The sequence below is a fragment of the Bacteroides sp. AM16-24 genome (assembly GCF_003471885.1).
Taxonomy (GTDB): Bacteria; Bacteroidota; Bacteroidia; order Bacteroidales; family Bacteroidaceae; genus Bacteroides.
This window is the reverse complement of record NZ_QRKI01000006.1, coordinates 267,498-292,596: the sequence shown is the minus strand read 5'-3', so window position 1 is coordinate 292,596 and position 25,099 is coordinate 267,498. Positions and strand designations below refer to the sequence as shown.

Genomic DNA, 25,099 nt, shown 5'->3' with positions numbered 1-25,099 from the left:
GGAGAAAAGGGAGATCAACTTTTCAAGTTCTTCAGGAGAAAAACCTTTACTTCCTGCCACACGTCCCAGCTTCAGTGCCAGATCGTTGCGATTACCGCGACGGAAGGGATTGTTCCGTTCAAACTCATCGAGCAAACGGGAAATAAATCCGCATGCTACAGACGAAGTATCCGGAACGACAATCTGCAATGCCTTTGACTGGCCGGTTGCCAGCACCTTCGGCGGAATGGTTAGCGGAACATCCGGTAACGACGGACACTCCGGCATCTGAAATGCCACAGCCTCAGCATTCCAATATGCTTCCGGGTCATAACTGTAAAAACAAGGCTGAGTCAGAATCTTACATTTCTCATCGTAAGGATGCCTTACATGAGTACTCACCGCACTGCCCACAACAGAATAAAGACGTGCGTAATCTTCCTGTACATCCTCTTTCCGTATGCGAACCAGCACCTTGATTCCCTCACCGGAAATACTGATGAACGAAATGCAAGTAAAAGGTAAAGAACGGGTCAGTTCCAACACCTCCCGGGTTCGATCGCCGGTATGGTCCAAATCAATGCACAACAGTGCGCTATGCACCAACAAACACTGCACCGCATGCCCTCCCCGGCAAATACCTGCAGGTACAATACAAGGCATACTGTCCTTCACGGCTTGTGCTTCAGCTTCATGCCCAGGCAGAGCTTTCAGCCGACGGTACTCCTGTACCTGCCGGCGATAGCGGTCGCTACGCACCGTATCTACAAATTCCCGGATAGTAATAGTACGTGATGTTTTACTCCGCACGCTCGGAAACTCAGAGACGGAACCGGGAAATTCCGAATCTGCGATTTGTTTTTGATCTGTATCCTTCATATTTTCAATGTTACAGCATCAGGCAGCAGGCACTATTGCCGCTGCCACTGTAAAGGAAAACATAATAATACAAATCACCTTTTGATTTTTGTACACTTCTATTTTCTAATCACATCATCTTCAATGATATAAAAACAAAAAGTGTACAATTTGCATATTCGTATTTTTTAACTATTCATTCTGTTTCTTACAATCCATATTTATTTTTTTCCCTTTCTCTTTTTCTTCTTTCTTCCCTTTCCATATAATCCAAGAGAAGCTTGGTGAGAGTCTTCAGAATACGTCTCACTATTCTGGCCCCTTCCTCGCTTAATAACTTTTTTTTCGCCAGAACAGCACAAAAAGCATCCATACTCCTCAACTCTTTTAACTCAGCAATATTAATTTTAAGTCGCTCTTCCAAAACTTAATCAGTCTATCCTGTTGCTACATTTTATTTCAGTTTGCATCAGGTTAAGCTCGGGATATCCACAAAGGATAGACAGGGGAAAGACCTGTAGTATACACAATGGCTACTTTTATGCACAGAGAAAATTATATATTATCAGTTACAGCAATTCTTATGATTTTGTATGAATTACTATAGTTAAAATAATTAATTTGCAAAAGTAATAAAATTTAGTTTCCTAACACACTTATTTGCTTACTCTCTGCAGGCAATTTATAATAAAAGCCTACACTAAAATTATATAGCGGATATTTCTTTCCATAAATTACTTTTCCTTTTCGTTCTCTCGGCTCATAGTCAGGACGAAGTCTTGTCTCAAAGCTATCGCGTGGATGTATAAAAGTACCGTTTTTATGCACCTCATCCAAATCTTCGTATTTAAAGAAAGCCTTGTACGGATCGCTATCACGTAAATTCCCATGTCCTTGCAGTCCATCTTTCCCCTTCGGGAGGTCTTCTATAAATGAACGGGTACCGGCATACACCACAATGACATCTCCAACTAAGGGTTGCTCACAGGTCAATAACACATCATCACCGTCTATCTCTACCTGCTTTATGATTTGTTTGTTTTCCTGACGGTAATCACGCAAGTATATTTCAAAACCGTAATCCTTGATTTTGGGTACCAAATTAACATCGAATACCAACGGACGAACCGGTACATGATACTTGATACGTATTTGGGTAGGCAGTGTTTCTCTCGCAATTACCGTCGGTTGCAACGGCTGGAATGGCTTGCCCTGTACTTGAGATTGATAATACACTTTTCCCAGCATCTCACCAAACCAGCGATATCCATTACTGTCAAGATGTCCGCCTCGGTCGGTCATCGGGTAAATGGGACCCGCACAGATAATGTCATCATATTCGTTGGCCGCTTCCAGTTGAGCCATTGAGATTGATAATGTATCCCGCATATATTGCGCACCCGTCTGATAAGTGATAAACACCGGTTTATTGGTCTGACCATACTGTCGCTGTATGTCTTTCTGCATATTATTCTTTATATTCACAAGCAGCTTCTTATACTCCCGTTTTTCAGTTGTATTGGGCACATTAGCGCGTAGTCCCTTTTCCGGATTCGGATCATAGTTGAACTCGCCTTGCATCCAGAAAATTGCAGGGCAAATAATTTTCGCATCCGTTTGTGCGACTATTCGGGCTACCGATTGCAATGAGGTTACAAACTCTTTATATGCCGTACGCGTCTCCGATTCTTTGGAAAGTTCTTCTACACTTGCTCCGCTCACTCCTACCGAAGTGGCTAGAATACGGGGCATCTTGGGTTGTTTTAACCGGAGGTGATTGACGGCACCCAGTAAAGGACATTCGGCTATAGTGCCAGCTCGCCTGCTCTTGAAATGCTTCTCATGGGCAAAAGCCTCGGAAACAGTTCCCACCAATGGTTCAAACTTAAGTTCTCCTGTATTTCCATAATTTATCCACACTTGGTTGCCCAGCATATAATTACCTTTGAAATGTTCCGTTGAGATAACTGGATAGGACTGATGTCCCGTTGACAGGCTCTGCCCATTCATAATGAAGTGTATGAAAGTTCTATCTTTATCTTTCTCAGAAGCAAACAAAGAAGTACAGCAAAATAAGATACTGCACAACTCAATTACAAATATTGTAGTTCTCATTTCTTATATATACCATAATATGGTAAGAATAGATAATCTGTAGAGTATCTATTCTTACCAATCATCTATTTTCTTTATTTCATTATGCCTACTTTATTTAAGGTGTATACTCGCACGCTGATCATTGAGTATATACAAACTCTCTAAATGCTTGTTGATGATGGCTTCGCCACCTCCTACTTGTATACGGTTGCCACCCTCGGCACCAAAACCTCCCAATGCCGCCGAGCGTACATCGGCTACATAGCCGGGTGAGCGTCCCTTCACATACGTATAGCCAAAGAAGAGAGGAGTCACATCGGCCAGTCTGGCTTTTGCCTTCCATTCCAATTGAAGTTGTACGAACATTTCACCCGGGCAAACGGCTATTGCAAAGTCATTAATGAGGAATGTAGCGATATGGACATTTACCTTACGGTTTTTGTCCGCGCGAGTAGAGAATTGCAACGAGTCTGTACGCATTTTGAAAGAGGTGTTATCACTGGAAGCATGTAATGCATTGGCAAGTTTAATCACTTCGATTCCGAGCAATTCTCCTGTGCGCTGAATGGGCTTGTAGTCTGTTTTGATAGGATCATTGGGACCTGAGCGTCTCCGGCTAATCATCAGCCCTTCCACATTACCACCGCCACCTGCTACAAAGAGGCAGACAGCTTTGTTATCGAACGCTTCTTCCACCTTCCTACAAGCATATCCGGGATAGTCGGCCGAAATTTCATAGCTGAAACAACCAAGGTCTGCATGCATGGCATAACTCATAACGATGGCACGTGCATTACCTTGCATATCTTCTACCTTAATTACGCCTACTTCGGGGTCAACCGGGCCGAAAGGTATCCGTTCGGGGTTTTCTACATTGTAGTGTTCATCGCCTATCCACGATTCGCGAGCCTTACCGTCTTTACGGATAATGAGGCGATTGAAACCCAATTGCGGAAACGTACGCGTGCCAGCCGAGATACGTGCGGGGAACATATTGCCAATTGCTTCGCCCACTACCTTAATGATGCACTCTTCAAAGAACGGAGTGTGGTCAGGTTTCTTTTCACGAGGTCTGGCATCAGCCATGTTGGGATCTTCGTGAGTATGCGAAGCACAGATCAGCAACTGCGTGATGCCGTATTTTTCTTTGCAGACATCAGCCACGCGGTCGCTATAAAAATTAACCAAGTCGACAGACACCTGTGCTACACGCATATCGCCTATCTCCATCACCAAAGCACGTGCATACACAGAGTCGTGTAGGGGGATGTTTTGTTTGGGAGTAATGTTTATTTTAGCCGTTCCGGCCATTAGCTGTCCTTCGGCAGCCTTGAGTGTGCCCGATAGAGCCAGACATCCACAGAGCAGGATGAAAAGGAATACTTTTTTCATGATTAAAATGTTATTATTCAGTTAATACTTTGATATGACTTTGCAGATTGAGCATCTATCATGCAAACCCCAAAGTCTCATAATTCGGCTTAAAATCTGACGGGTTTACCGCTTTTAGCACTTTTGATTGCAGATTCTAATATTTCTACAACGATCAGGTTATTTTCCAATGAAGACAAATCATAAGGCTGTACCTGAATTTCCTTCCTAACAGCAGCTTTCAGGTAATAGAAAGAATCATTATAAGGCTCTTTAAGCTTGGGAGGCAATGTCGTTTTTTCTTTTCGATGGGTATAAACACGCATAGAACCCGGAGTATCCTGATAGATATATCCTTCGCTACCATAAATATGCATATCTTTCCGTCCCTTCGGCCAATTCCATGAACCCATAATTTGTACGGTTGCAGAGGGGTACTCGACTAAAATTGTAGCATCGTCATCTACTTTCGGATATTTGTCCGGCTTAAGTTGTTTCAGAATGGCGTATACACTTTTAGGTCTTTCACCGTTCATCAGCCAGGTTACCAAGTTTGCGCCATAGCAGCCAAAGTCTATTACGGCTCCACCTCCATTCAACTTCGGATCGGTCAGCCAGTCGGTGAACTCTTTTCCGCAACCTATTTCAATAGGGCCTTCATGCCCGTCGTACACTTCAATACGATTTATCTTGTCTATTGCGTTTTCATTCTTTATTAACCGATAGGCTTCATGATTCGTATCATACCAAGTCGTTTCGTAGTTTGTCAGTAGCAGCGTATTGTTTTCACGTGCCAACCGAGCCATTCGATTCGCATGATTCATGTTGACTGCCAGAGGCTTTTCCACCATTACATGTATACCGCGCGGTGCGCAGGCTTCTACAATAGCCAGATGATCGTAGATAGATCCGTAAGCGACAACCGCCTCCGGCTTAGTTTTATCCAGCATTTCCTCCAAATCGGCATAGAAAAGAGAACTATCCACCTTTTTGCGCAACGGGTTATTGACTCTTAACTGTTCATCGGGTTCTGCCACTCCTACAATTTCGAAATCACCTCTTTCCAGCCGAATCAGCACTTCATGGAGATGTCCGTGTGATACTCCCGCTACACCCAGACGGAGTGGTTTCAATTCTTGAGCGTTCAGTGTAAAAGACAGACTAAAAACAGACAAGCATAAGAAAAATGTCTTAAAGATGTTTTTTGTATTCATACCACATTATAAAGATAAAAGGTTTTTTATTTACAACAACAATAATACGTGAGGAGTATTAATAAAATCATTAATTTCCTATTAACTCAAAAAGAAATTATCATTTTTTGTATGAACTAACCATCTACGGCAGACATTATATTGAACGTACATTAAAAACACAAGCCGCTCATAACAAGATGTTACCAGCAGCTTGCAAATATCTCAGATTCCGACATTCCCTCAGTCCTCTCAACGGCGACGGGAAGCAGCCACAGGTTCAGTCGTATATTCCACTTTTGCAGTTTCATGAGGCAAGGCACGCATCTCTGTTGCAGGCTTTGTATCATCGTTCGAATTATCGGAAAGAGTTACTGCAAAAAGGGCTACTCCCGCATCCTTCGGCAAAGTCAGAGCCTTGGCATCCGGAGCAATATCAAGGCAGATTTTATACAAATAAGTATAAATATAGGACTCATTACCCCCCACCCAGCTACTGTGGCGATGCGTTCCGATATAAGCTATCGAAGCATCCTTCATATAGCCTTCACTTTCACCCGTCCATCCCCACTGACCTATAAATCCTGAGTAAAAGGGTACATTGACACTATAATCTTTCCCATCTACCTGGAACGAAGCTTTGCGGTCACCGTGTGACGAAGTCACCAGCAGGTAACATTTCGTATATCCGTGTTTCTCAGGAAGGGGTATTGTTTGCCCGTCGCAACGGATATAGTTATAGTCGGCAGGATTGTTTTCCATCCGGAACGTTACCCCCTCGGCTTCTACTACATCCGGCATCAGTTCGGCAGCAAAAGAATTGCCTTCTCCATCAAAATTCCCCGACATACTGAATTCGTCCGCTGTAAGAGCAGTCGCGTTACATTCAATATCTATAGAATGATTTTCTGGAATCGCGAGGCATGCATTTTCCTTAAGTCTCACACTGAAAGTGCGTGGTTGGAAAGCTGTCCCGCTAAAAACAATTTTGTCACCCTCATATTTTGTCTCACCGACATACTCCTCGATACCGTTCACCTCACAAGCGCTCTCCACTGCACTTGCAAAAATGATTTCTGCATTTTCAAAATCTTTTCCATAAATTTCGTTCACCCTTACGATGTAGCTCTTACCGTCTTCCGCTTTCTTAACAGCCTTTATCGCTATGCCGGGCATATTGGTCTTGACGAACGATAACTTGCGTCCCAACGTTCCGGCATGTTTCGGAGTAGTGAAAGAAAGTAAGGGCTGATTGAATGCTTCAGCTTTCCATGCAGTCCCCGCTTCTGCAATATCGGACTTATGACCATATATGGAATAGCTAAAAGTATGATGCCCCATGTCCAGATGTTCCTGATGAGCCATATTGGGATCCTTGCCTACCGCCGGAGTATTCAAGAGAGTAAGCCTCAACGTATGGTTGTCCGGTTTATCCCATCCGTATTTGCTGTCGTTCATCACAGAAATGCCGTAACTGCCATCCGCAGACGTAATGTCGGCCCATTGCTGGGCTACCACCTCATACTTGTTATCTGTATTGCTGCCGCGTCCGATATAACCTATGCCAAGGTCGTATGTAGCTATTTCATTCGACACATTCATTGGGAACTCGGCTTTAAGGAGGGTATTCCTTTCGTTCCAGTCTATCTCGTTACGAATATCTATCCGGTCATCTTGTCCTCCTTCCGTAAGAGTTATATACTGTACGAAGTTGGAAGTGCCGTAAGTACGTTTCACTTTGAGTGAAGCACGTACCGGTCCGTTTTCCGCCACGGAAATCTCAACATTACCATTTACCGGCAACGGTGTCTGGTCAATCGTTTTCTTGAACAGCTCCCATGCCGGCCATGTGCGTGACTCGCTAGGGGTGAAAAGCGCAAGGCGAAAAGCCTTACCTGGTTCCACCAACTCACGTCCGTTGCGTTTATCAGTTATCGAAGCGATGTCTCCGTTCTTGTCCAGTACAACTTTATAAATCGAATTCTCCAAAATATTACTTTCAGCTTTCAACTGCTTAGTACCGGATATTTTTCCGCTACGCACATCGTAAACCGAAAAACTTACCGGATCCATATCCACCGGAAAAAGTACGGTAGCCTTACCGTTCTGCCATGAAAGAAGTTGCCCGGAAACCTTTTTCCCATTGGGGGCAACGGCTACTATGTCTTTCGGTTGCGAAGCCATATCCACTGTGGCTGTAACTATATCGCAACGGCTTTGGGCAACAGGGTTATAAACCACAACTGAAGCGCCTCTTGTCCGTGTATCAAGTGCCCTACTTACCGCACCGACCGCACCTGTAGTGATTTCTGCAAATTCCGACTGGGAAATAAGTTCATCATTCCATGAGAAAGTATAAACTGCCGGAATGCTTGTACCCGTCAGGTCATCATGGAATTGATGCCACAAAAACCTTTGCCACGATTCACGCAACGACTCTTCGGGGTATGCCGCCCCTCCCAACCATTCGGCCACCACTGAGGCTCTTTCAGCAGCATCGGCCAACAGTTCGTTGCGACGGTTGAAAAGTTTCATGGCTGCTTGAGATGTATAACAGCCTGTCGCATGTACATCCATAAGTAATTCCCCTTTGAAAACAGGCAGTTCCGGATGCTTTTCAAAAGGATAATAATCATCAAACAACTGCCCCGAACGTGCACTTATTATCTGCACCGGTCCCTCACCCTTCATTCCTGTTTCAACCGATCTTACGGAAGCAATTGTAGGCGAACCTCCACGGTCTCCGGCTCCATAATAATGGTAGACGGTATTATTAAGACCGTTTTTAGCTAAATCCACCAGTTTACCATTGTTACTCAACTCTTGTCCATCAAATCTAGAAACGTAGTCTTGGGCATGCGGCACCGCCATAATGCGCGAACCGTCTATACCTTCCCACAACCCGAACATGAACGGTAGTTTGTGGTCACCATAAAACGGCAACTTGCGATGCTGGAGCTTCTGTGTGGAAAAACCAATGATACCAGAATGGGCAGCTATCGTGGGCAGGGTGTATCCGAAACCAAAACAGTCCGGAAGAAAAATATCATTTGATTTTTTACCAAATTCTTTCTTAAAGAATTCCTGTCCGTAAAGAAGATTACGGAAAAATGATTCCGGTGAAGGTATATTGGGATCAGTAGAATCCCATGAGCTCCCTGAAATATTCCAACGACCTGCCTTTATATAATTTTTCAGCCGTTCATACTCGGTTGGATAATACTCTTTGGCCCATTGGTAACGAATCGCTCCTTCGAAATTGAAGATATAACCGGGATAATGGTCGATCAGCCAGAAATTCTGAGTGAGTGTACGGTACAGATAATGGTCAATGGTTGTCTGTACAGTCCACAGCCACTGTGTATCAAGATGGGTGTTGGAAACCATGTATGCTTTATACGGTTTCTGCGCATCAACATGGGTACTTATGCCCAATGCAAACAACAGGGGAAAAATCAGTTTTTTCATCATATCAAATTTAATAGTACATGGCAGTTGAACTTTTATCTATTAACCACAAAGTTCCTTATCTGGCATTCCGTGCCCAATGAACGGGGATTCTTGTCGGACGAGATACGCAAGCGCAAGGTATGCTCAGTATCCTCCAACTCTGTCTCTAACATGTATACCCATGGAATATACAAGGCTGAGCTCCATGCCGTATAAGTATCCAGTTTCTTGAACGGAGCATTATCCACACTATATTCCAGTATGCCTGCCGACGGTCCGCAAACACAAAAAATCCCGATAGCCCTTCCTTTGAAAGAGAGTGTCAGCCGATCACCCGGACGTGCAGCTTCCAACATAGGAACATGCACAAATCCTTTCCGCTTTTCATATTTGTTATCCGGATTCCAATCGTCTGTAATCTTCCATCCGCGACCGATACGCGCACGACTGAGAGGGATGAAATGCCCTTTGGTATAACTGTATGGATCAAGTTGCGCAGCAGGAATCTCATGCGGTCGGCGTATACTTTCAGCATTTATTTCTCGCTGCATCTCGTCCAGCAGATTACTAATGGCAGCAGTATAAACAGATTGCCCATAAGGATGGGGATGTGCGTATCCAAACTCTTTCCAAGTAAACTGTCCGTCCTGCAACCGTTCTGAAATCTCTTGTGCCAGGTTGACTGACGACACCCGATAATGATTGGCTACCCGCTCGTGATTTAGAATAGCATCCGGCATCTGCCGTCTGGCGATGATAGGCAGGAAACCGTCCGTTGCAAAATGAGTCAGCACAATATCGGTTTCCGGATTAACTTCCAAAGCATGACGGATTTCCCCCTCCACTCCACGCACCTGCTCCTCGGGCGTAAAACCATTTGTCATATCGTTCGCAGATCCATCAATGAACAGCAAATCTATTTTACCTTTCGACAATACATCGTTATCCAACCGAAAGGCTCCGGGTGTACTTCCTGTAGAACTGATACCGGCTTCTACGAACTCAAAAGTTGTAAAAGGGAAACGCTGTTGCAACTGTTGTTCCATCATGTCTTTCCACCCCACCATCTCTGTGATGGATCCACCGATAAAAGCTACCCTTCCCCGACGTTCCCGTTCAAACTTAATGAACGAGTTGTTCAGACTGCCACGAATGGTGTAGTGCTGGAACTTCTTATGTTCAGGCTGTTGGCGCATAATAAAATCGACTACAGGTTGAGGATCTTCAAGACTATGCGGATGGTGGTCGCATCCCGGTTTTATTATCAATTCCACATTTCCACCCAATGCCAGGTAACGTTTACGCATCACCATCATGTTCTCCTCAATCGGTACACTCCGGTCGCTGTCTCCACAAACACTGATAATGGGCACACCCGCTTTGGCCAACGGTTCCAAATTGTCTATGGGATTGCCGTCAAAACGATCAATGGTTTCTTCCGTCAGGTTCCATTCTTTCAATAAAGTTTTCCATGCTGCCTTATGCAATCTCTTCAGGCAAGTGAACACATCACTAAGTGGTGCATCAAGATAAAGGCAAGCAACGTTATCCGGGTTTCGAGAAGCCCAAATGACAGAATAGAGTCCTCCGCGGCTAAACCCTTCCATTACTACTTTAGAAGAAAGTCCGTAATTCTCCACCATTTCCTTGTAGAAACGGTTACCCAATTCAATAGCCCACGGACTGGCATAATCATTTGTAACATCCAGATAAGCCACGTGGAAGCCTCTTTCCAACAGGGCTTTATCCACAGCAGGAAACGCATCGAAGAAAGCCGGACGCCATATCCACGGATTACCGGCAGCAGCTTTTTGAGGCACAACAACAATAGCGTCCCGTCCCTGGAATTTAAAATCATAACGGTCTCCTTCATGCCATTTGCTTTTAGAAATACCGTTTTCTATTTTCCCTTGAACGGGAGTTGAGTAAAAGGATATTGCCAGCACCCAAAGCAGGCAAAAGAAATAAGGAAAACTTTTTATGTTCATAGCATTCTCATATACAGGTTATTAAAGAGAAAACCGAAGGACGAAATTATTTCTTCCAGCTTACTGTATGGAAAGAGTGAGGTGGCAGAGTCAATGTAACTTTCTGTCCCCCTATTTCAATGCTCATCGTCTCTTCTGTATCAGTCACATTGGCAACAATCACACTGACCGTGCCGTCCGGATTTACGAAAGCCAACATATTTTTATCTGACGGTGTTTCCAGCCTATAAGCACCTGTCTGCACAAAATGCCCTAAATGCTTCATCAGATAGAATTCCGGATTATACTTCACGGTTTGTTGCTTCTTGTCAATGGACACCATAGAATTCTGATTCCATCCCCAAGGACTGATGCCCGGAGTAGGAAGAATCATATTCCAATAGTGATAAGAATTGATGCCATTACTGAAATAGTGCTTCATCAGGTTCCATGTATATTCAGCATAATCCCATGAATTTGCTCCGTTACCACATTCAGTCTCGGTTTGCATCAAGTTCAGATTAGGATATTCACGATGGATAGTCGGAATAGCTTTCTTACCATCCCACTGGAAACCAACGCCTTTAATGTACTTAGCTGCCTGTTCATCCCGCAAAGCAGTGCGCACATAATCCGGATTGGATGTATTGATAGTTCCAAAATAAATATCAGTTTTGATATTTTCCCGCTCAAAAGTCGGTCCCAGATAATGCCCCAAGAAAAAAGTCAGATCTTCCGTGCGCCATTTACAACTGGGAAAGACCTGGTTGGAACAAGGCTCATTCTGGACATGAATACATTCCAGTGGCAATCCTTCGGCTTCATAGGCTTTGATAAAACGTGCAAAGTAATCGGCATACGTTTTCAGATATCCTTCCTCCATCCGGAAACCTGTACTGAACTCTGCTATAGCCTCGCGCGGAAGTAATCCATTCACATCTTTCTCTCCAGACGGACGAACCGCAGAAGCATAATGATTATTCGTCTTCATCCAAGCCGGAGGACACCAGGGAGAAGCCCAAATACGCAAGTCAGGATTTATCTGACGGGCAGCTTTAATATAAGGAATCAGAATATACCTGTCACGGTCGATATTGAAATTCACCAGGTTAAAGTCTCCCGCAACATCCGCAGAAGAGTAGAAACTCAGGGCAAAGTCATTGGCCCCCATCGGAAGACGGCAATAGTTAAAGCAAGCTCCATCTTTGCTGAAGATAGCTTGAAGAACAGCTTCACGATCTTCAGCCGACAAAGCATTCAGCGCATCCCACCCCATTTCATTGAAGCAGCCGCCTATACCCGTAATCAACTGTAAGCGTTGAGTCGGGTCAAGCACGATCTCTGCTCCGGTAGTTGCACGTTCCGGCTTTACCTTTTGTTTCACCCACGGAGAAGTCTGAGTGGTAGTATACCACTCGACTTTCTGCGCTGAAACAGTTCCACTCAACAGGAACAATAAAATCAGACTTATTAACCTCATAATCTATCTCATTTTCTTTGTTTCACCATCTGGATAGTTCCATCTTCATTGTAATAAAGTTTATCCACACAAATAGAACGTAGCCAATCATGATTGGATAAAGCACTGTTGTGATAAAATGCAAACCACTGACCTTTATATTCTACGATAGAGCCATGATTGGTATAGCTATCGGTAGGCTCCATATAGATACCCATAGATTTCCAAGGACCGAGCGGGTTATCACTGATAGCATAACGCATACGGTTGTCACCTTTCACGCCATCGTTCCAATTTTCATCGTGGTTATCGGAATAAGAGAGATAGTATTTTCCATTATATTTATGAACCCATGTAGCTTCGTGGAAGTCTTCCAGACCTTCCATTTCCTTCATTTCTCCATCCAGTTCCACCATATTATCTTTCAGCTTGCCGCCTTTACAAATCTGGCCGCCACCGTTATAGATATAAGCCTGACCGTCATCATCCACAAATACACAAGGGTCGATCAACGGGTCCATTCCTTCAATATATCCCTGCACAGTAAAGTTAGCAGCCGGTTCCTTGCTGGTAGCTACACCGATCTTCCAACTATTATTCCATTTCGTGTCACTGGGATGCGGGAAATAGAAATAGTACGTACCATCTTTGTAAGCACAGTCGGGAGCCCACATAAATCCGCCTTCTTTGCGCCCCCAGGGAACTTGTGATGAATTCAAAATTTCACCATGATCTGTCCAATTCACCATATCATCTGTAGAGAATACATGGTAACGGTCCATCAAATCGCAACCACGCGGAGGATCGATATCATGAGAAGCATATACATACAAACGTCCATCCGCCCATACATGTGCCGAAGGATCGGCTGTGTACATATGCGTGATAAATGGATTGGGAGCCATACTGTCAATACCAACTGTTTCTTCTTTTGCCGAATTACTTCTAGGTGACTGACAAGAGAACATAGATCCTACCAGGAATAATGCAAAAATAGAATAAAAATGTTTTTTCATAAGTAATGTGTTTTATATTAGTAATTAATAGCAACCGTTGCTATCGATAATCGATTGTAGCTTTATAAGTTTCCCCTTTCTTCAACTGAATAGTACGATCATACGTCTGACCGGCTTTCATTCTTATTTTCCGGTCTTTCGCTGAATACAAGGTTACAGACACCTTATTTTGTGAAAGATTCCATGAAAGATGTTCGATGGTAACTCCGCAACGAGTCTTTATTCCACCAATGCTACCTTGCCGGATACCATCCACCAAAGCTGGTAATAAATCAACACCTTCTTCATTGGAGCCAACCAGCATTTCTATCAGTACCCCGGGTACGGCATGACAAACATCAGTACAGAAAGTACCATGGTTCGGATAATGTGCGGTAGACAAACTGTTATAATAGAAATCCTTCTGAGTAAGCGTCATCATTTTCTTCTTTAGCGAAAAGGCATCATGCAGTCCGGCAGCAATCAAGGCAGCGTGAAGATAGCCGTGACCGGCATTCTCGTAATTGTATTGATCACGCATTTGCAATGCCCTGTGAGCAGCCTTGTAAAGTTCCGGTGTCTTATCTTCCGAGAATTCCCGATAGGGCCATACCATCATCAAATGACTGGAATGACGATGATTATAGCTCTCTTCAAGTCCCGGCCAGCCCCACTCTTTGATGGCGCCATCCTTATTAATCCGATAGGGAGGCAATTCATTCAATAAGCGTTGCCAACGGACTTTACCACCATTTATACCCTGTTCTTCACCCAATAAATCGCATACCTTAACCAATGTAGACAGCAGAAAACGGGCTCCGGAAAGATCAAAAGCGGAATTATTAAGCAAAGATACCCGCAAATTGGACGGCTGGTTTTCCGGTGAAACAGATCCTGCAATAATGTAGTGTCCTTCCTCATCCTTGTACCTCAGGAAGTCTTCATAAAAATCTCCCATACACTTCAGCAAAGGGAACAAACGATTTTTCAGGAAGCCTTGATCTTCCGTTATCAGATAGTGTTCCCAGAAAGGATAAAGTAACCAGGCTTCTTCACCTGTCGCATAATGGTAAGGGTAGAAATCATTGATAGAGGCCATTAGTCCTGAAGAAAGTCCGGGTGTGTTTCCACAGGCCAACATTCCCCGACAACCCAATAGTTTGGCAGCATTGGTTTCAAAGTCTTTCCGCCACACCTCATTCAGATGGAAATAGCCTTCCATCACTTCAGGCATGGCACCCGTATTGCCACCACTGACTTGCAGATTCAGATTGGCATCCAAATGATAGTAACCACCCCATCCGGCATTACAGTCGCCAGTCCAGATTCCTAACAAATCAGGAGGAGTCAGTTCGTTTCCAGAAGATAGGAAATGATACCTTCCGGCATCAAAGATACGCTCCCACAAAGCCAGTACAGGCTGGTCGGTATTCTTTTGCTTCTCCAACAGCTCTTCGTTAGATAGTGAGCGTTCCTGAAGAGTCGCGCCCAAATCAATCCGCACCCGATTATAAATAGAGGTGTGGAGAGCTTTATGAGCTTTCAATAATCCATTATAATTGGCACGAATCGCATTGAGTCCTTTTTTCAGAAGTCCTTTATTCCATTCAGCCTCACAATTCTCCGGATACTTTTGAGTTCGGGACAGTAAAAGGATTTCCGAGGCATCCTTTATGTATAAGGTATCGTTACGCAAAAAAGAAGAGCCACCTTTCTGTTTCACGCGAATACCTCCTTCATAGCCTATGGTATCCATAGGTGCAGCATAGTTCACACGGATATTCAGATAGTCTTTCGTATGCAGACATTTTGTTTTCAGTCCTTTCGGGAAATTCATCTCTGCGGGCATTTGCAAACTGATAGCACAATTTAGTTTACCAGCAGAGGATGCCTGTAGCTCGAAGACTGCAACATCGGCATCTCTTGAAACAAACGACCGACGCTTCCATGCTCCACGCTCATCACTCCACTGGACAGTAATTTCACCGGTTTCATAATTACAAATACGGCGATAATCTCTTACCGCTCCGGAAGCATCCATATCTATTTTAAGTGCAAAGCCCGGATGTCTTCCACCCTCTCCCCCGTCCTGCCAATGCGAGGTACGGACAGCCAAATCATTCGCTTCTTTAAACTTCCCGGTTGCGCAGTACTTCTTTATCAAATCAAGCGTATCACGGGGAACCTCCGCAAACGTGCGCGGGTTCTGCCGTGGAAAGTTGAAAGAGCGATCATTGAATACCACCGTTTCGTGCAAAGGATTTCCAAAAACCATGATACCCATCTTACCGTTACCTGCCAGCAGAGCTTCCTGCCACTTCGCATAAGTCTCAGGAAAATGAATGGAATATCCTTGACGTACAGCCGACTGAGCGCATACTCCCAGCGATGCTATACCGATTAATATGGAGTATAGTATCTTTTTGTTCCACATAATGACCTTATTTATTTCAGTGTGAGTAATCTGCTGCGCTTTAAATTATACCCTTCAGCAGAAATGGCGACTTTTCCCCGGGATACATATTCCACCGTTACCGTTCTCTTCTCTCCCGGTAACAGGTTAAAATAGCCGTCGGAAGCATAAGCCGGCAAAATACGTTTATCTGTATCCGCCTCACGGACATTGAGTTTCAGAGCGAGGGCAGGCATTGCTCCGGTGTTCTGTAATTCTATTTGTATCTGACTCTCCTTTTGCCGGATTAGTTTACAGTTTATGGAAGCTTCTTCCAAAGCATTGAATCCCTGGAAATCACCCTCACCGTTATCTTGCCAATAATCATTGATCGAAATAACCTTGCCACGCTTATCCTGAAGTATCAAGCGTTCCATATATACTCCGGATGCAGAAATTGGTTTATCTTGTACGAAGCACTCGGTCAATCCATTAGCCAATACATTCAGCTTGGAAGTGCGTTTAAACAATGACTTACCTTCAAGGGAATAAACTTCATATATAACTTTAGCCCCCTTTATTTCTTTTAAAGAAGTATTTACAACAACTACTTTCTGATCATCCAGATTCTTCTGAATATGAATCGGCTCACACGCTTTACGGCATCCATAGAAAGAACCGAAAGTTTCATAATCCCAGGAATAAATCTGCCAAACCATACTGGGCCAAGCCGGGTGACTCATCCACAGCAACAGCCCACTTGTGCTATTCCACATTTTACTGTTCCAAGCTTCCATCATGGCGCGGTGACTGTCGTAATTGACAATCTGTGCTTTCCGGCTAAAATCTTTCAGGTCCGTCGGCTTTCCATATTTCCGGTCTATCGCCTCCATAAATTCTCTTTGCCCACCATGTAAATCATGGTAATACCACACATCACTAATGGGCCAGGCATCTTTCACATCCATCATAGCCAGGATGGATTCTTCCGTAGGAATGGAAGTTGAACCTTGTTCCGTATTGAACCCATGTGCCCGATCGCGATAGTAATCCACCGGATTCTTATGATAGTTCCATGGTCCGCTTGGTCTCAGGTTGCAATGGGTAGAATTCGGACTGTAATAACGGGTACCGTCTTTCTCGGCAATCATCTTTGCCAGATGTTCTTCGATATAAACAGGTGCAAAGCCTTCATTCCGGGGATTCCAAAAAGCAATGGAAGGATGATTGCGGAAACGTACCACTACATCTTCTGCATTCCGTAAGAATAGGTTATCATCATTTATCGGCATATTGTAGCCTTGCGTACTCAGCCAGAAGTCATTGAAAACCAGCATACCATATTCATCACACAATTCATAGAAGTTCTCTTCCGTACTCTCGCCCGTCCAGTTGCGGATCATATTAAAGTTCGCTTCCTTGTGCAACCGGAAATAAGGTTCAAGATGTTCACGCGAAACGCGCTTCATGGCATCATCCATTCCCCAGTTTCCTCCTTTACAGAAGATACGCTTGCCGTTGACTTTTATAACCATATAATGCTGCATGGCTTTGTCGGGTGCCGGCACAAGAATATCAGAAGAAACATTCTTTTTCAGACGAGGCATACACATGCCTCCTTCTATATATTTGCGGTTTATATTATCAAAGATAGGTTCGCCCTGCCCCATAACCATCGGACGATATTCCACCCGGCGGATAGAGTCATCGGGGAAACAAACTTCCAATTCATAAGAAAGCTCACGGACTCCGAAACGAACTTTCTTAGAATCAGAGGATACGCCTTTTTCCGCTACAACCACATCCATCGTATAAAGCTCCTGACGACCGTAATTATTCGGCCACCACAAACGGGGAGACTTCAGTTCCAATGTCTTGTGAACATCCGGAGTAAAGACAACCGTTTTCCGCTCCTTCGGTGCAAGGTTTACTTCCTGAGTCACCTTTTTTCCTTCAAGATTCAGGTCAACGGATACTTGTTTGGCTATCGGTTGCAGGTTCTCCACTTCCGTACGTACGGTAATTTCAGCGACCGTAGTATCTGGTAATGCCAGATGAGTAACTACCTGCGTATCATGCAGACGGATGCCGTTCGTGAAACGTAAATGTACATCCTGCCAGATTCCTATATTCCGGTCACGGATACCAGGCACCCAGTCCCAGCCCTCTGAAGAAATAAAGGTAGGTCCGTCCAAACACAATTGTCCGCCATTCATACCGTTTCCGGCGGATGGAGATTGTTCGTGAGGAATTCCTGGGTTAGGCGGTGGAAGAATACGAACAACCAACGTATTCTTGCCATCCACCAAATGATCCGTTGCGTTAAATTCACCCCGGATAAAAGCACCTTTCATTGTACCCAGGCATACATCGTTCAGCCATATCTCGGCTTGATAATTGATACCTTTGAAAACCAGCCAGGCTTCCCGGCCTTCTGTAGGAACAGGTGAATTGAATTCCAAACGATACCACCAATCCATCCTGCACAGAGTGTCGGGAATTGCCAGATTATTCAGTCCATAATAAGGATCGGGATACACCCCCTGATCCACTAAAGTAGTCAATACAGTACCCGGAACGGTTGCATTATACCATCCATTTTTGCCATCTGTCAGTTTCCAGCCCCGGTTCAACAGGAAATCATTCTCCCCAATCTTCTCTACCACCGCTTCCACCGGTGTCTGCGTTTTCGGGGTGGGCATCATGATTTGCGCTTTCGACTTCGGTAACGTCTCTTTCGGCTGAGGATGAGTCAATCCCCAATTTGCCACATTCTGCGCTACCAATGAAGTAGCACAACCCAATAAGAGACAAAATATCCACTGAAATTTGGCATTCCGTTCCATACTTATTTATTTTTCCGAGTGAGACATTGGATAATTATCTTTCTGTAATACCGAAACCACTTTCTGTAAACGAATATCAGCAGAAGAAGCACCTACCATGATCGTATAATCACCGGAAGGATAAACAAACTTGCCTTTCGCTTCATCCCAATAGCGTAACAGATCTTTACGTAATTTCAAAGTCATTTTTTTGTTTTCACCACTCTTCAATGCGACACGCTCAAAACCTTTCAGTTCTTTGACAGGCATTACTTCATCCCGTTCAGGCAACTTCACGTATACTTGAGCAACCTCATCACCTGCATATTTACCTGCATTCTTCAGTTGGAAGGAAACATTTATTTCCTCTTCACCATCTGCCACTTGCAGGTTGGAATACTTGAATGTGGTATAACTTAAACCATAACCGAAAGGATACAGGACATCCCCTTTGAAGTATTTATAAGTACGTCCCTTAGTTATATCATAATCATCAAACGGAGGGAGTTCATCCAGACTTCTGTAATAGGTCAAGGGCAGACGGCCACCCGGATTATAATCACCGAACAGGACTTCCGCTACAGCTTTACCTCCGCTTTCACCGGGATACCAAGCATTCACAATGGCTGGAACATGTTCATCCATCCAGTTGACAGCCAACGAACTGCCGGCAACCAATACAACAACGATATTCGGATTTACTTTGTAAATTTCCTGCAAGAACTCCATCTGGTCTGCCGGAAGCTGAATATCATATCTATCTTGTCCTTCACGTTCTATCGACTTATTGATTCCTAATACGGCAACTACCGTCTCACACTCACGCACCGCTTTTCCTGCTTCACCATACAAATCCAAGCGAGTGACTTTGCCAACCTGGGGAACCCGCCATTGCAGTCTCGCTACAGCATAATCACGATTGTCATAGTACTCTGCTTTCAACTGGTAATCTTTTCCGGCTTCCAGATAAATAGTAGCGGTATCAGTCCGGACAGCATGTCCCCGCCATGCATCAATCAGCATTTTTCCATCAATGCTCAAGCGACAACCATCATCCGATGTGAAACTAAGTGTATATTGTCCGGTAACCGTAGGACGCAATTTTCCTGTCCAGCGAACTGACAAAGGAGATTTAGGTAAGAAAGGATCGGGTGCCTGGTTGGCTGGCTCAAAGTTAATCCATTCTTCTTTGCGCACTTTCGGAGTCCCCTGTAACTTGGTATTGTCAAAATACTCGGCCTTCAATCCTTCCGGAAAATTGACTCCCTGTATGAGTTCCATACCGTCTACAGCTGATTTCCAAGGAGCATATACCACTTTCACACCATCGCCTACTCTATCTTTGATACCCTGCAACACTGAGATCGGAGCAATCACTGGCGAACCACTATAATCTCCAAACTCACAATTACCGGCATTGATGCCTACCACAGCTATTGATTTCACCTTTTTGGCATTAAGCGGCAACATTTTCTTCTGATTCTTAAGCAATACAATACATTCACGTGCTGCATTCAAAGCTACTTCCTGATGCTTTGCCGACCCTATCACAGCCGGAGATATTTTCGTATAAGGATTCTTTTCTCCGCTATCGAACAACCCCAACTGCATACGTGCCCGTAACACACGATAGGCAGCCGAATCTATATCAGCATTCGTAACCATATATTGACGGTAAGCACTCAACAAAGGCTCATCAAATACATCATCACCACATTCCAAGTCTAAGCCTGCTTTTATGGAAAGGGTAGCCGCAGCCTCTTTAGTCTTCACATATTTATGTGCATTCACCAACAAGGAAGGTCCACCGCAATCGGAAACCACATATCCTTTGAATCCCCAGTCCTCACGAAGTACTTTCGTCAATAACCAGGCGTTCAAGGTACAAGGCACATCATTCAGCGCATTATACGCTGACATGATGGAAGCTGATTTACCATCCTTCACGCACGCTTCAAAAGCCGGAAGGTAATATTCACGTAACTGTTTTTCTGAAATCTGCGGATTACATACAAAACGATTATGTTCTTCATTATTGGCTGCGAAATGCTTAGGAGTCGACACAATCTTCAGATAACGGTCATCATCGCCTTGCAGGCCTTTCACAAAAGCAGTACCCATGACACCACTTAAATAGGGGTCTTCTCCGTAAGTTTCCGGAGTACGTCCCCAGCGTGGGTCACGCGCCATATTCACTGTAGGAGACCAGAAGGTCAACAAGTCACTAAACTGATTTTTTTGTTCCCGTCCCTGATCCAGTTCGTTCCAACGAGCACGTGCCTCATCAGAAATAACCGTAGCCACCTGCAATTGCAATTCCGGATTCCAGGTTGCCGCCAGTCCGATAGCCTGCGGGAAAACGGTAAAGCGTCCCGGACGAACCACTCCGTGAAGCGCTTCGTTACCGTGGTAATATTTGGGAATATCCAAACGGGGAATACCCGGAGAGGTTGCACGCAACAGGCTGATTTTTTCTTCAACCGTCAAGCGTGATAATAGATCCATGATGCGCTCATGCATCGGCGCTTTCTCATCTTTATATAGCTCTTGAGCCTGTGCCACTCCGGCACAGGCAATTAGAGCGAATAATCCTGTAAATACAATCTTTTTTAGTGTTCTCATGGTTTTTCCTATTGACTTATTATACCTTATTGTTTTTCTGCAGATGGAGGTACTGCATCGCCTGCGCTACCCCATGTTTTATTAGGCCTGCTGCCCATCACCAATACCAATTTTCCACCTTCTTTTATGTCGTCATGACTAAACCAGGGTTTATTCCATTCTTTTCCGTTCAATGTTGCAGACTGAATGTATTTGTTTTCATCCGATGCACCTTGTGCCTCTATCTCAAATACCTTTCCATTGCTCAACATTACCTTAGCCTTAGTAAACAAAGGGCTGCCGATATTATAAGACGGAGAACCCGGAGTTACCGGATAGAAACCTAAAGAAGAGAAAACTACAAATGCTGACATACCGCCACCGTCTTCATCACCCGGTAATCCCATCAAGTCGTTACGGAACCAAGTCTTCAGCAACTGACGAATACGTTTCTGTGTCTTCCAAGGCTGACCCGCATAATTATACAGATAAGGAATATGCAGAGAGGGTTCATTGGCCATTGAGAATTGTCCCACATTTCCGGTATGGTCCGGTATCTGTGCATAGAAAGCATATTTACCACGTCCCAACGGTTCACGGAAGGTCTGATCCAAGTTCGCAATAAACTGTTGGTTACCTCCCATCAGATCAATCAGATCAGCTACATTGTGAGGAACATCCCAACGATAAACCCAACCATTATTCTCACCATAATATTCACGGGCACCCATACCTCCGGAGAAACGATAATCGAATGGTTCGATCCATTTACCATTCTTATCCTTCGGATGGAAGAAAGCTGTTTCTGCATTATACACATTACGGTAATTATGAGCACATTGTAGATAATGAGCAGCATCTTCTTTTTTTCCCAACATATCGGCTATGCGCGACAAACACCACTGGTCATAGGAAGTTCCCAACGTTACTGCAATTGGCTGACGCTTTTCGAAATGATGTACATTCGGGTCTGTTTCTTTTTCTCCTTCCTGAAGTGCAGGGATATATCCGTTCTTCTTATAGAAATCATCAATCCAACCAGCAGCAGCACCCGACCACGGAGCCAATGTCTTTTCTTCAATACCTTTACGGCAAGCTTCATAGGCTTTAGCCAAATCGAATTGTAAGCCTTTAGCAGCCGCATCCGCTACGGTTGCCACAGCATGATTAGAGTTCATACGACGAGAGTCACCTGTAATCTCAGGGAAAGTTGGCATCCACATATCTCCCATCTGTTCCGCCATGCGCAAATAAGAGTCAATCACATTCTTTTCTGTTCCTTCATCAATCAAAAGACGCAAAGGATGGGCAGCACGGTAAGTATCCCAAATCCAATCGTCTGTGTAGAACGGCTCACCATTATCTTCGTGTATCTTTCCGTCGAATGCACTGAAATAACGACCGCCTTCGCTGATACAAACCGGACGTTCGAATACACGGTAAAGCGATGTATAAAGAACCTGTTTATCTGTCTCACTGCCACCTTCTACCTGAATATCGCTCAATGCTTTATCCCAGATCTGACGTCCCTTTTCTGCTAAAGCCTGCAGATTATAATCAGGCAATTCACGTTGCAGGTTTTTCTTGGCTTGTTCTTCACTTATAAATGAAATTCCATAGCGCAAGTTGACTGTTTTTGTTCCGTCTGCAAAGTGCATTACAGCACAGGCATTACGTCCTTCTGCTTCTTTCTTGTCTGCATCTATTTTGCCATCAGCCAGAATACCTGTTTCTATAGGGGCAACGTCCGATTCTATATACAGGTAAACCCGCGTATTATTCTCCAGTTGCTGATAACCGCTCACAAAACCGTCACCTGCCTTGATAGCACCGTTACGCGAATTGATCATCATGTATACAGGCTTATCCTGCTGACTATAATCTATCTGATAAAGAGCCGACTGATGAGAAGGTGCATACTTCACTTTAATTTCCTCGTCATCGAGAACCACCTCATAATAATAAGGTTTCAACTTCTCATCATCATAGCTATAAGCTATAACCGGACGAAGTTTATCTCCCTGATACGGACTCAGATTGAAAGCAGAACTACCACGATGACTAGTCACAATCAAAGGAAGACCTTTCAACTGATCTGTTGTATAATCCGCCCGTTCGGGATAGACACGAAGCATACTATTCGGCAGGTGAATAGTCGGGAAAGTAGGCACCAGCAAGTGACTGATATTTCCCATGTAAGGATTCACATAGTCCACCGGGCCTTTCACGGCGGCTACTTGGTTTTGTACTCCACTACAAGCGCCCAACATGGAAACTAAAGCTACAGAAGCCAGGCAATGTGTAATTTTCATAATATAACAGTTTTAGTTTATATTTATTTCTTGAAGGCAAATGTAAAGCTCAGCACTTTCCCTTTCAATTAAAAAAGACTTAATCGCTAATTAAATTTGAATAAAGTGGCTAATTTGTCTACTATTTAATCATCTTTTCAATCAATTCTACTAATTTCTTCGGGTTTTCAGGAGTAATCGGATAATGCCCACGTCCAGCATCAATGATTACTGTCATCTTGCCTGCATAGCGTTTTTTAGCTTCACCAGTCTGAGTCTTCAAATTAGGATCCAGACTCCCGCAAGCGTGCAGAATAGGAACCTTCGCCTCGGCAAGCGGTTTCAGATTATCCAATGGCTGAATCTTCGCTAAAGAAGAACGCAAAATAGGATTTTCCCCATAGATTCCGGCTATCTTATCAGGGTTCTCAATAGCCCAGGCATAAACTTCTCCTGTCGCACCTCCACGACCGGCTACAACCGGATGTGCTGCAAATCCCTTACTCACAAGATAATTGTATGCAATGCTCCACTGGTCAAATAAAGGACCATCAGCATTATAAGCAATGGGAGCAACCACTATGTGAAAACCACGTGCAAGCAATCCCAAATCTACAGCAGAATTACCATCCGGCTGATCGCAACGGAAAATCCAAGGATTTCCGGCAGCAGGTTTCTCAGGAGCGATAACCGTAACCAGTCCTTCCACACCTTCCAATGAGAACATATATTTATTATAATTACCTGTAAAATAAGGTCCCCATGAGGTAATCCAGAGTTTATCATATTCAGCATACGAATAAATAGGATCTGTACTGTAGAAATTACTTTTTTTGTATTTATCGGGCAGAAATGCAGGCTTCTCAGCCGGTTTTTCCTTATAAGCCTGTTCGACAAAATCCGCAATAATATTCGGATCCTGCAAGCTGTGCGGATGATGTGCCGTACCGTCTTTGATCAAAACCGACATACGCCCACCATTACCTTGATAAACACCTTGAATGGCATAAGTATTATTGAGTATAGGGTCAATGCTACCACAGATATTCAAGATAGGGACATCCTGTCTGGCAAGTTTATCCATTCCCATCAAACTTTTTTGTGAAAGTCCGGGATTATCGGCACAAATAGCCAGAACTTTATCAGGATGTTCTGTCCCCCAAGTAAAAGAATTAGCTCCGCCACGACTCATACCAATAAACGCAGGTTTAGGAAAAAGGCCGTGCTCATTCACCAGGAAATTATACCATACTTCCCATGTCTGATCGGGATCGGTAGTGATGTAAACAATATGAAAGCCACGCTTCAATAACTCAATTTCCGCTTGTGGCTGATGATCCCAATAACAACCACGCCATGACCATGGATTACCTTCAGCAGCCTGTTTCGGGACAACGACAATGCATCTACGCATTCCTTTTTCCGGACCCGCAACACCTGCTCCTTCACGTTGTGTTGCCTTGATAGATTTAATTTGGAATGTTGTTTCACTCATTACAAAATCGTAGCGGTCGAAGCCGTGCCAATCCGTCTTCTCACCGGTAAAAGACTGAGCCCTTACGGACATCGCTACAAGAGAAAAAAGGAAGAGAAAAAATAAGTTCTTCATCGTATTACTCAT

At 44.1% G+C, this 25,099-nt stretch carries 14 protein-coding genes; all 14 read right to left on the bottom strand.

What is annotated here, in order from left to right:
• The coding region (locus DW182_RS09850) for a BT4734/BF3469 family protein (protein ID WP_305000462.1) at positions 1-858 on the bottom strand (858 nt) is incomplete at its 3' end.
• A gap of 187 nt (positions 859-1,045) precedes the next feature.
• Positions 1,046-1,261, bottom strand: a complete 216-nt coding sequence (locus tag DW182_RS09845) for a hypothetical protein (protein WP_118295381.1) — start codon at positions 1,259-1,261, stop codon at positions 1,046-1,048.
• A 215-nt stretch (positions 1,262-1,476) separates the two neighbouring features.
• Positions 1,477-2,952, bottom strand: a complete 1,476-nt coding sequence (locus DW182_RS09840; RefSeq protein WP_118295380.1) for a hypothetical protein — start codon at positions 2,950-2,952, stop codon at positions 1,477-1,479.
• 93 nt (positions 2,953-3,045) lie between these two features.
• Positions 3,046-4,326 carry a hypothetical protein gene (locus DW182_RS09835; protein WP_118295379.1) on the bottom strand — a complete coding sequence of 427 codons (1,281 nt, stop codon included), beginning with the start codon at positions 4,324-4,326 and terminating at the stop codon, positions 3,046-3,048.
• Between the two features lie 89 nt (positions 4,327-4,415).
• On the bottom strand, positions 4,416-5,519 hold the full coding sequence (locus tag DW182_RS09830; RefSeq protein ID WP_118295378.1) for a Gfo/Idh/MocA family protein: 1,104 nt from the start codon (positions 5,517-5,519) through the stop codon (positions 4,416-4,418).
• A gap of 231 nt (positions 5,520-5,750) precedes the next feature.
• The gene (locus DW182_RS09825) at positions 5,751-8,969 is read right to left on the bottom strand and encodes an alpha-mannosidase (RefSeq protein WP_118295377.1); all 3,219 of its coding nucleotides are present in this window, start codon (positions 8,967-8,969) and stop codon (positions 5,751-5,753) included.
• Between the two features lie 32 nt (positions 8,970-9,001).
• On the bottom strand, positions 9,002-10,936 hold the full coding sequence (locus DW182_RS09820) for a GDSL-type esterase/lipase family protein (RefSeq protein WP_118295376.1): 1,935 nt from the start codon (positions 10,934-10,936) through the stop codon (positions 9,002-9,004).
• Between the two features lie 46 nt (positions 10,937-10,982).
• On the bottom strand, positions 10,983-12,395 hold the full coding sequence (locus DW182_RS09815; protein WP_118295375.1) for a glycoside hydrolase family 30 beta sandwich domain-containing protein: 1,413 nt from the start codon (positions 12,393-12,395) through the stop codon (positions 10,983-10,985).
• An 8-nt stretch (positions 12,396-12,403) separates the two neighbouring features.
• Positions 12,404-13,390, bottom strand: coding sequence for a family 43 glycosylhydrolase (locus tag DW182_RS09810; RefSeq protein WP_118295374.1), 987 nt, complete (start codon positions 13,388-13,390; stop codon positions 12,404-12,406).
• A gap of 40 nt (positions 13,391-13,430) precedes the next feature.
• A complete protein-coding gene (locus DW182_RS09805; protein WP_118295373.1) occupies positions 13,431-15,803 on the bottom strand; it encodes a glycoside hydrolase N-terminal domain-containing protein in 2,373 nt (790 codons plus the stop codon).
• 11 nt (positions 15,804-15,814) lie between these two features.
• Positions 15,815-18,607 carry a glycoside hydrolase family 2 TIM barrel-domain containing protein gene (locus DW182_RS09800; RefSeq protein WP_118295372.1) on the bottom strand — a complete coding sequence of 931 codons (2,793 nt, stop codon included), beginning with the start codon at positions 18,605-18,607 and terminating at the stop codon, positions 15,815-15,817.
• 6 nt (positions 18,608-18,613) lie between these two features.
• Complete coding sequence (locus tag DW182_RS09795; protein WP_118295371.1) at positions 18,614-21,208, bottom strand: beta-glucosidase; 2,595 nt, start codon at positions 21,206-21,208, stop codon at positions 18,614-18,616.
• Positions 21,209-21,234: 26 nt separating this feature from the next.
• Positions 21,235-23,499: a GH92 family glycosyl hydrolase gene (locus DW182_RS09790; protein ID WP_118295370.1), complete on the bottom strand. Its 2,265-nt coding sequence runs from the start codon at positions 23,497-23,499 to the stop codon at positions 21,235-21,237.
• A gap of 121 nt (positions 23,500-23,620) precedes the next feature.
• On the bottom strand, positions 23,621-25,087 hold the full coding sequence (locus DW182_RS09785; protein WP_233564118.1) for an alpha/beta fold hydrolase: 1,467 nt from the start codon (positions 25,085-25,087) through the stop codon (positions 23,621-23,623).
• Positions 25,088-25,099 lie beyond the last annotated feature (12 nt).